Genomic DNA, 8,571 nt, shown 5'->3' on the forward strand with positions numbered 1-8,571 from the left:
GTGTATAAGAGACAGCCCCCACCCCGAGGAGCTCCCGCATGCGTCGCCCCTGGACCAACGCCCTGCGCTGGACGGCCGCCCTGGCCGCCGCCGGCGCCCTGATGACCGGTTGCGGACCGGGTCCGACCGGCTCCGGGGGCGAGCGAGCCGCGGGCGGGGACGCCGCGGCGAGCCTGCCGCCGGTCGCCCCGGTGGCCGCCGCCGACACCGTCACCGACGTCCACGGCGTGAAGGTCGCCCCCCGGCAGAAGCCGCGGCGCGTGGTCTGTCTCGTCGCCCTCTGTGACGACATGCTGGCCGAGCTCGGCATGGAGCCGGTCGCCACCAACTCCGCCCTGCTGGCCCACCCCAAGTTCCTCGGCAAGGACAGGGCGGGCCGCGTCCCCGTCGTGCCGGGCGGCTTCCTCAGCCCCGAGGTCGAGGCGATCCTGTCCCACAAGCCGGACCTCGTCATCGGGCTCAAGGACACGCACGGCAAGCTCGCGCCCGCGCTGGCCGGCGCCACCACGTTCTGGCCGGTGCAGCCCGGCACCTGGCAGGACAGCGTGCGCTATCTGCGCGATCTGGCCGCGCTGACCGGGCGCGGTGACCGGGCCGTCGCCGCCGAGACCCGCTTCCGGCAGAAGCTGGCCGCGGCCCGCGCCGCCCGGAGCGACCGGACCGCGCTCATCGTCTTCGGCAGCGACGAGAACTTCGGCGTGGCCACCCCCGGCAACGACGTCGCCGCCGGGCTCTTCCCCGAGTTCGCCGACTACCCCTGGAAGAGCCGGGGCGTGGAGGGCACCTACAGCCTCGAGGAGATCCTCGCCAAGGACGTCGACGTGCTGTTCGTGGAGACCATCTCCTTCGGCGCCCCGGGGCAGAAGCTGTCCGAGAAGATGGCCAAGAACCCGCTGTGGGCCCGCATACCGGCGGTCCGCAACGGCAAGGTCGTCGAGGTCGACCCCGAGGTGTGGGCCAAGGGCCGGGGCACCCGTTCGCTCGGCATCGTGCTGGACGAGGCCACGGCCGCGCTGCGATGAACGGCCCGGAGGGGCCGGGGGGCCCGAACGGTTCGAACAGCCCGACGTCGTCGGGCAGGCCCGGGGGATCGAAGGGTCCCAGGGGGGCGAAGGGGCCGGACCGCCCGTACGGTCCGTACGGAGTGCGGGCGTGGGCCGGTCTGCCCCTGGTGGCCGCCGTGCTGCTGGCCGTCGCCGCCCTGCTCGCCCTCACCCTCGGCACGCCCGTCGTCCCGCCGCACCGCGTGCCCGGGGCGCTGGCGGGCGGCAGCGGCGGGAGTGACGACCTGGCGACCGTACTGATACGCGAGATCCGGCTGCCCCGACTGCTGCTGGCCCTGGTCGCCGGTGCCTGTCTGGGGGCCGCCGGTCTCGTCCTCCAGGAGGCGCTGCGCAACCCGCTCGCCGTGCCCGAGATGCTCGGTGTCTCCTCCGGCGCCGCCCTGGGGGTTGCCGCGCCTCTCGTCCTCTCCCTCTCCCTGCCGCTGTGGGCCCACCCGCTGCTGGCGGTGGCCGGGGCGGGGCTCGGCGGTGTCCTCACGCTCGCCGCGGCCGGGTTCGGCCGCGGCCCGTCGGCCGTACTGCTGACGGGCGCCGCGGTGGCCGCCGCCCTCCAGGCGGCGCTGCTGGTGCTGATGGTGCTGGCCGATCAGCTGGACCTCCAGCTCATCTACCGCTATCTGCTGGGCAGTTTCGCCGGCCGGGGCTGGGACGCCTGGGGCGGTGTCTGGCCGTGGCTGCTGGCAGCGGCACCGCTGCTCGTGCTCTGTCTACCGGTTCTCGCCGTACTGCGGCTCGGCGACGAGACGGCGGGCGCGTTGGGAGTACGGGTGCGGCGCGCCCGGCTGGCCGCCCTGGCCGTGGCCGTTCTGCTGATCGCGCCCGTCGTGGCGGTGTGCGGCCCGGTCGCGTGGGTGGGCTTTCTCGCCCCGCACCTCGCGCGCCGGCTGCGGCCCGGCGCGGACGTCGTACGCCTGCTGCCCTGGGCGGTGGTCTGGGGGGCCGTGGTGACCGTCTGGGCGGATCTCGCCGCCCGCCTCGCCCTGGCCCCCACCGAGACGCCCGTCGGGGCCTGGACCGCGCTGGTCGGCGTGCCGGTGGGCGTGGCCCTGCTGAAGGCGGGCCGGCGCCCGCGCGAACCGCACGCCCGGAACCGGCCGGGAGCCCCGTACGAGCCGCAGGGTCCGTACGAACCACAGGGCCCGTACGCACCGCAGAACCCGTACGAGCCGTCGGGCGCGTACGAGCCGTCCGGCCGGTCCGTGGCGGTCGGCCCCTACACCGTGGCCGCACCGGCCCGAACGAGCGAGGAGGCGTCGCGCCATGGCCGAACCGGCCGCCCCTGACAGTCCTGTCGCACCGAGCGGGACGAGCGCCGAACCACCGACGAGGAGGACGCGCAGGGGAGTTCGCGCCGCGGACACCCGCTCCCGGCCCGCAGCGGGCGGCAGCGCCGCCGGCGCCGCGGCCTTCTCCGGGTCGCCGGCCGGGGCCGGGGTCACCGGCAGCCGCGGGGGGCCCTTCCGGCGGCGCCCGGCCCGGCGGTTCGCCGCCCTGCTGGCCGCACTCGTCCTGGTCGCCGCCGCCGATCTGCTCGCGGGCCGGGCCGTGTCGCCGGCCGATGTGGGGCAGGTGCTCATCGGCGGCCGGCCGCACGACCCGCTCGCTGCCCACCTCGTTCAGCAACTGCGTCTCCCGCGCGCCCTGGTGGCGCTCGGCGCGGGAGCCGCGCTGGCGGTCGCCGGGCTCGTCCTCCAGTCCGCGCTGCGCAACCCGCTCGCCGGCCCGGAGGTCACCGGGGTGACCCCGGGCGCCGTACTGGGCGCGGTGGTGGCCAGCGGGGCCGGTCTGGCCGGCTGGGCGTCGCCGGGCGCCGTGGTCGTGGCGGCGGTCGTCGGCGGCTTCACCGGCGCGGGACTGCTGTGGCTGCTCGCCGGCCGGGACCGCGGCGACCCGGCGGACGTCGCCGTCCACGGCGTGCTCGTCTCCGCCGTCCTCGGCGGCTCCACCGCCGTCGCCCTGCTGATCGCGCCCGGTGAGATCGGCAGCGTGGTGCAGTGGATGATCGGCACCACCGAGGCCCGCACCTGGGAACACTGGCGACTCCTCTGGCCCTGGACGCTGTTCTGGGGCGCCGCCGCCTGGCTCGCCACCGGCCCGCTGATGCTGCTGCGCTGCGGCGAGGACGTCGCCGAGGCCGCAGGTCTCGTGCCGGCGCGCGCCCGTGCCGGCGCGCTGCTGTGCGCGGTGGCGCTCACCGCGGGCGCCGTCGCGGCGGTCGGGGCGCTCGGCTTCGTCGGGCTGCTCGTGCCGCACGTCGCCCTGGCGCTCTTCGGCGCCGATCTGCGGACCGCCCTGCCCGGCGCGGCGCTGACCGGGGCCGTGGCGGTGTGCGGAGCGGACGCCGCGGCGCAGTTCGCCTCCCGGGCCGTGGGGGAGTGGGGCGCCGATCGCCTCGTCGTGCCCGTGGGCGCGGTGACGACCTTCGTCGGGGCGGCCGTTCTGCTGCTCATCGCCCGCCGCCACACGGTCGAACCCTGAAGCGCGCCTCGCCCCTTCCCGCCGCCGCCCGTCGACTTCCCGGGCGCGTTCCCGCCGCCTCCCGGGCCTTTCGGCCCCGATCGATACCCGTACGAGCCGAGGAGCATCCCGTGTCCCAGCCATTCGCGGTTCCCCCCGCCGCCTCCGACCGGCCTTCGGCCGCCGCCGCTCCCGGGGTGGCGGCGGCCGGTCCACCGCTCGACACTCCGTCCGCCCGCCGCCCCTCCGCGGTGGAGGCGGCCCAGGTGTCCTTCGCGCATCCGGGGCGGCCCGTGCTCGACGCGGTCACCCTGCGGGTCGATCCGGGCGAGCTGGTGGCCCTGGCCGGCCTCAACGGCTGTGGCAAGAGCACCCTCTTGCGGCTGATGGCAGGACTGCTGCGGCCCGCGAGCGGCACCGTACGGGTCATGGGCGAGGACATCACCCGCCTGCCGCGCCGGGCCGCCGCCCGCACGGTGGCGCTGATGCACCAGTCGGCGCCGGTCGTGCCCGGCCTGACCGTACGGCAACTGGTGCGCCAGGGCCGCTACGCGGCCAGGGGCCCGCTGGGCATGCTGCGCGACGGGGATGACGGCGTCGCCCTGCGGGCCCTGCGTGACGTCGGGGTCGAGCAGTGGGCCGACCGGCCGGTCGAGGCGCTGTCCGGGGGCGAACGGCAGCGGGTGCGGCTGGCCATGGCACTCGCCCAGGACACGCCCGTACTGCTGCTCGACGAACCGACCACCTATCTCGATCTGCGCCACCAGCTCGACGTGTTGGAGCTGGTCGTCCGGCTGCGGGCGGAGCGCGGTCTGACGGTCCTCATGGTGCTGCACGACCTCGGACTGGCGGCCCGCTACGCCGAGCGCCTGGTCGCCCTGCGCGGCGGCCGGGTCGCCGCCGACGGCCCTCCCGCCGAGGTGGTGACCCCGGGGCTGCTGCGCGGGGTGTTCGGGGTCGCCGGGCGGGTGGGCCGCGACGCCAAGGGCGGCTGGCCGGTGTGTTACCCGGATCACCCCGTCGAGCTTGCGTAATGACAATCATTTTCATTACTGTTCTCCTGAGGCGCTCGAACGGGCGTCCGACACAACGCCATTGGAGGCATTCATGGAGCAGGAGCAGCACTCGGTGTTCAGCCCGATCGCGGACCCGGGCCAGCTCGCCCACGCGTCGGCCACCCACTCCAACGCGCTCGTCGAGAACCCCTTCGACGACGACCAGGAGTAATCCACCGGACCGCGGGCGGGTCCGCACCGGCACCGAGGCGAGCTCAGGCCAAGAGAGTTCGCGGGGTCGTGCCGGGCCCGCCCCTCCGGTCCGCACCGGCCGGCCGGGAGGCGCGCGCCTCGTGTGCGGCGGCGCACGGCGCGCCGCGCCTCCCGGCCGGTGGCCGGTCACTCACCGACAGGAGAAAGCGTTGATACGACCTCGACTCGCCCCCGGCGTCGCCATCGTCGTCGCCCCCGGGCAACCGCCCGCCGTCCGCACCCCGGACGGCGCGTTCCTGCGCGTCAACGCCGCTCCTGAGGCCGTCGACCGGCTCCGCGCCCATCTGCGGGCGGGGCAGGCGGACGAGCCGCTCGACGCCGACACCGCCCGGCTCCTCGCCGCGTTCCGGCAGGCGGGCTACCTCGTCGAGACCGTGGACACCTCTGACGCCGCCCGCCGCTCCGCCGCGCCCGGGCACGGTTCCGTGACGCCGCCGAGCGGTTCCGCGGCGCCGGCTGGCAGTTCTGTGGTGCCGGATGGCAGTCCTGCGGCGCGGAGCGACAGTTCTGCGGCGCCCGCGCATAGTTCAGCCGAGGCCGGGGGCGACGGTATCGCAGTGCCCTCGGGCAGTTCTGTGGTGCCGGATGGCGGCCCTGGGGCGCGGACCGGCGGTTCTGCCGTGCCCGGCCACCGTACTGTCGAGCCCGAGGGTGACGGTGTCGCGGTGCCCTCGCGTAGTTCTGTGGTGCCAGCTGACAGTCCTGCGGCGCGGACCGGCGGTTCCGCCGTGCCCGTGCACCGTTCTGTCGAGCCCGGGGGTGGCGGTTTCGCGGTGCCCTCGCGTAGTTCTGTGGTGCCGGATGGCAATCCTGCGGCATGGGCCGACAGTTCTGCCGTGCACCGTTCTGTCGAGCCCGGGGGTGGCCGTTCCGCGGTGCCCTCGCGTAGTTCTGCGGCACCCGTGGGCCGTCCCCAGCCCGAGCTGTCGCGCAGTCCTGCGCGCGAACTGTCCTTGGAGAAGGGGGCCCTTCGAGGCCCGGGTGCCATGGCCGGGGGCGTCGGCCGAAACGGCGCCCTGGGCGAGATCCTCGTGCTCGGCGACCCGCCGCTGACCGCGCCCCTCATGAGCCTTCTCGCCGCCGCGGGCGCCCAACCCCGCACCGCCGAGCCCCGGGCGATCGCCGAACTCGCCCGGGACGACGAGACGGCCGCGCCGACGCCCATGGCCGTCGTGTGGTGCCTGGACCGGCCCGTGCCGCCCGGCCTCTGGGACGCGGCCGACCGGCTGCCCGCGCTCGGCATCGCCTGGGCCCGCTGTCACCGCGAGGGCGAACAGGTCTGGATCGAGCCGGTCGCCGCCGGGCCGGGCGGCGTGCTCGCCGCGCACCTCCGCGCCCGCCGCCTCGCGGCCACCCCCGCGCACCGCGAACTCGCCGCGTACTGGGCCATGGCGGCCACCGACACCGGCCCGGCCGCGACCGGTGGCACGACCGGCGACACGGCCGGCGGCGCCGATCGCGACGCGAGCGGAGACGCGCCGCCGCCGGCCCCGGGCCTGCCGGCACCGTCGGGCGACGACACCGCCGCCCGCTCGGCCGCGTACGCCGTGATCGCTGGACTGCTCGCCGGCGACCTGCTCCGCGCGCTGGACGGCGGCCACCGCGGACCCGGCGCGGTGCCCGGCGACCGCCGCCTGCGCCGCGTCGACCTGCGGGACATGACCATCACGGAGCACCCCGTGCTCCCCGTCCCGGCCGTCGCGCCGCTGCCGTCCCCGACCCCATGACGGAACGTTCCACCACCTCCCGACACGGGCGGCTCGTCCGGACCGAACTGCGTGTGGCTCCGGGCGCCGTACTGGTCGCCGACCACTGCCTGCCGCCCGGTCCCGGCCCCTTTCCCACCGTACTGATCCGCACCCCCTACGACCGCCGCGCCCACCACGCCGAACTGAGGGCGTGGGCCCGCCACGGCTTCGCCGCCGTCGCCCAGGACGTCCGGGGCCGCCACGGGTCCACGGGGGAGTGGTCCCCGTACGCCCACGAGGCCGAGGACGGGGCGCTGACCCTGTGCTGGCTGCGGGAACAGCCCTGGTGCGACGGGCGGATCGTGGCCTGTGGCGCGTCCTACGCCGCCCACTGCGCCCTCGTGCCGGCCACGGCCGACCCCGGCCGTGGCGGCCGGAGCGCGTCCGGCGAAGGGGCGTCGCGGGGGCCCGACGCCGTGATCGCCGCCGTGCCGGCGCTGGGCCTCGCCGAGACCGCCAGAACCCGCACCGGGGTCGAGCAGTTGTACGCCCGCGCCGGGTGGTGGGCCGCCCACGGTGACCGCCCCGACAGCGACCCCGAGGCGCTCGACCGGGTCCTGCGCGCCGACCCCGACGCCCTCGCGCACCTGCCCGTGGCCGACCTGCCCGAACGGCTCGCGCTGGGCCGTCCGCTGCCCGGCTGGGACCGGCTCTGGCGCGCCCGCCGCGTGAACTCCCGATCGGCGGCCGCCCGTACGGCCCCCGGCGCGTCCTCCGGGGCCACCGTCGGCACGTCGCTCGTGACGGCCGGGGCCCGCACCGCGCCCGCCCCGACGACCGACGCCCCGGCTCCGGCACCGGCCGGCCAGGCGGCCGGAACCGGCGCGTTCGACCCAGGCCCGGCCCGGCCGGCCCCCCGTACGGTGCCCCGGCCGGCCCACGGCCACCCCGCCGGCGCCGTCCCCCTGCTCGCCGTCGGCGGCACGCACGACCCCTTCGTCGAGGAGACCCTGGACCTCTGGCAGTACTGGGGCGGGCCCACCCGGCTCCTCCTCGGGCCCTGGGGGCACGGCCTGACCGCCGACCCCGGCCACGACGCCGACCGTGCGCACCATCTCGCCCTCGGCCCCGCCTACGCCGGCTTCGCCCGAGCCGCCCTCGCGGGCGAACTGCGGGGGCGCGGCGGCGCCTTCGCCCTCGGGGGCACCGGGCACTGGCTGGCGGCCGAGCACTGGGGCTCCCGGGAGCCCTGGGAGGTTCCCCTGCTGGACGGCCCGCTCGGCGTCCGCCCGCTGCGCGGCGCGGCCGGCTTCCTGGCCGACCCGGAGCGGCCCGTGCGCTCCGACAGCCTCCACGTGCCGGCCGGCGGCGAGCCCGACCGCGCCCTGCTCGTCACCCGCCCGCTCGCCGCGCCCCTCGACCTCGCCGGGACCGCCGAGGCGCGGCTGCGGGCCACTGCCGACGCCCCCAGCGCCGACTGGGCGGTGCGCGTCGTGGCCCTCGCGCCCGACGGCCGCGCGGCGCCCCTGGCCGTCGGCATCGCGCGCCGCACGGCCCGGCCCGGTGCGAGCGCGGACATCACCGTCCCGCTCGGGCCGCTGGCCCGCCGGCTCGCCGCGGGCACCCGGCTGCGCGTCGAGATCGCGGGCCATCACTTCCCGGCCCACGCCCGCAACCCCCACACGGGCGAGGACCCCGTGCACGCGACCGTGACGCGGCCCTCGCGGCGCACCGTACGGCTGGCGCTCAGTCGCCTCCGTCTGCCCGTCCTCGACCCCGCCGCCGTCGACCGCGCCGCTCCACCGCCGGCCACCGCGCGCCGGCCCGCCCCCGAACCCACCTCCGTGCCCTCGTCCGCCCGCTCCCGCCCGCAGGCCCCCTTCCGCCCGTACGGCACGCGTCCTTACGGCACGCGTCCTTACGGCACGCGTCCTTACGGCACGCGTCCGTACTGCGCCTCGCCGCGCGCCGAAGGGGCCGCCGAGGGCCTCCCGACCGTCCGACCCGACCAGGAGATACGCCGGTGACCGCGCCGACCACCCGGCGGGCACCCCCGCCCGCTACACCGCCATGACCGCCGACGTTGCCGACGCC

At 77.3% G+C, this 8,571-nt stretch carries 6 protein-coding genes and 1 pseudogene; all 7 read left to right on the forward strand.

The window, feature by feature from the left end; genetic code table 11:
* Nucleotides 1-38: 38 nt before the first annotated feature.
* Nucleotides 39-1,022, forward strand: coding sequence for an ABC transporter substrate-binding protein (locus ACSNOD_RS24645; RefSeq protein WP_436769232.1), 984 nt, complete (start codon nt 39-41; stop codon nt 1,020-1,022).
* Between the two features lie 122 nt (nt 1,023-1,144).
* Nucleotides 1,145-2,347 carry an iron chelate uptake ABC transporter family permease subunit gene (locus tag ACSNOD_RS24650; protein WP_436769233.1) on the forward strand — a complete coding sequence of 401 codons (1,203 nt, stop codon included), beginning with the start codon at nt 1,145-1,147 and terminating at the stop codon, nt 2,345-2,347.
* On the forward strand, nt 2,325-3,542 hold the full coding sequence (locus ACSNOD_RS24655) for a FecCD family ABC transporter permease (protein ID WP_436769234.1): 1,218 nt from the start codon (nt 2,325-2,327) through the stop codon (nt 3,540-3,542). The genes ACSNOD_RS24650 and ACSNOD_RS24655 overlap by 23 nt, the downstream gene beginning before the upstream one ends.
* A gap of 230 nt (nt 3,543-3,772) precedes the next feature.
* Nucleotides 3,773-4,571 (forward strand): annotated as a pseudogene (locus ACSNOD_RS24660) (ABC transporter ATP-binding protein); the annotation flags it as partial.
* A gap of 57 nt (nt 4,572-4,628) precedes the next feature.
* The gene (gene amiA / locus ACSNOD_RS24665; protein ID WP_436769237.1) at nt 4,629-4,748 is read left to right on the forward strand and encodes a streptamidine family RiPP; all 120 of its coding nucleotides are present in this window, start codon (nt 4,629-4,631) and stop codon (nt 4,746-4,748) included.
* 1,027 nt (nt 4,749-5,775) lie between these two features.
* Nucleotides 5,776-6,516 carry a hypothetical protein gene (locus tag ACSNOD_RS24670; protein WP_436769235.1) on the forward strand — a complete coding sequence of 247 codons (741 nt, stop codon included), beginning with the start codon at nt 5,776-5,778 and terminating at the stop codon, nt 6,514-6,516.
* Complete coding sequence (locus ACSNOD_RS24675; protein ID WP_436769236.1) at nt 6,513-8,504, forward strand: CocE/NonD family hydrolase; 1,992 nt, start codon at nt 6,513-6,515, stop codon at nt 8,502-8,504. The genes ACSNOD_RS24670 and ACSNOD_RS24675 overlap by 4 nt, the downstream gene beginning before the upstream one ends.
* The last annotated feature ends 67 nt before the right edge of the window (nt 8,505-8,571 follow it).

This window comes from Streptomyces sp. URMC 123 (genome assembly GCF_051386515.1).
Classification (GTDB): Bacteria; Actinomycetota; Actinomycetes; order Streptomycetales; family Streptomycetaceae; genus Streptomyces.